2 protein-coding genes are annotated in these 701 nt (G+C 66.3%); both read left to right on the top strand.

All coding sequences use genetic code 11. The features are described from left to right. Positions 1-226: acyl-CoA thioesterase (locus HP547_RS29135; RefSeq protein WP_372243030.1), on the top strand; the 226-nt coding region annotated here is incomplete at its 5' end. A 51-nt stretch (positions 227-277) separates the two neighbouring features. Continuing rightward, the coding region (locus tag HP547_RS29130) for a tRNA-dihydrouridine synthase (protein ID WP_172288973.1) at positions 278-701 on the top strand (424 nt) is incomplete at its 3' end.

The raw sequence follows: 701 nt of genomic DNA, 5'->3' as shown, positions 1-701 counted from the left end.
GGCCGCCGGCTATGAAGATGACGAGCTGCAATTGGCCACCTGGATCATCGACTGGGATCAGCGCCTGCGCATGACCCGGCGCTTCCAGCTCAAGCGCCCGCGTGACGGCGTTACCCTGCTGCGGGCTCGGACCACCTTCGCCTGCATCGAATTGTCCAGCGGCAAACCCAAGCGTATGCCGGCAGAATTTGTCGAGGGTTACGGCCAGGCGCTGATCGGCGGCTGAAACGCCGGCAATGTTTGCTAGACTGCCGGCTTTTTCCGCCGAGACCCCGACATGCAAATTGCCCTGGCCCCCATGGAGGGGCTGGTCGACAACATCCTGCGCGACGTGCTGACCCGCGTGGGCGGTATCGACTGGTGCGTCACCGAATTCATTCGCGTGTGCGACCGCCTGCTGCCGCCTTCCTCGTTCGACAAGCTCGCGCCCGAGCTGCGGCGGGGCGCCCGCACAGCCGCCGGGGTGCCCATGCGCGTGCAGTTGCTGGGCTCGGACCCGGTGTGCCTGGCCGACAATGCCGCACTGGCCTGTCAGCTGGGCGCACCGGTGATCGACCTGAACTTCGGTTGCCCGGCCAAGACCGTGAACAAGTCGCGCGGTGGGGCGGTGCTGCTGAAAGAGCCCGAGCTGTTGCACGCCATCGTGCGTGAAGTGCGCCGGGCAGTGCCCGCGCATATCCCGGTGACGTCGAAAATGCGCC

The organism is Pseudomonas sp. CM27, from assembly GCF_013179515.1.
In the GTDB taxonomy this organism is placed as follows: domain Bacteria; phylum Pseudomonadota; class Gammaproteobacteria; order Pseudomonadales; family Pseudomonadaceae; genus Aquipseudomonas.
Note: the sequence above shows the minus strand (reverse complement) of the source record. Positions and strands in the feature narration are given on the sequence as shown.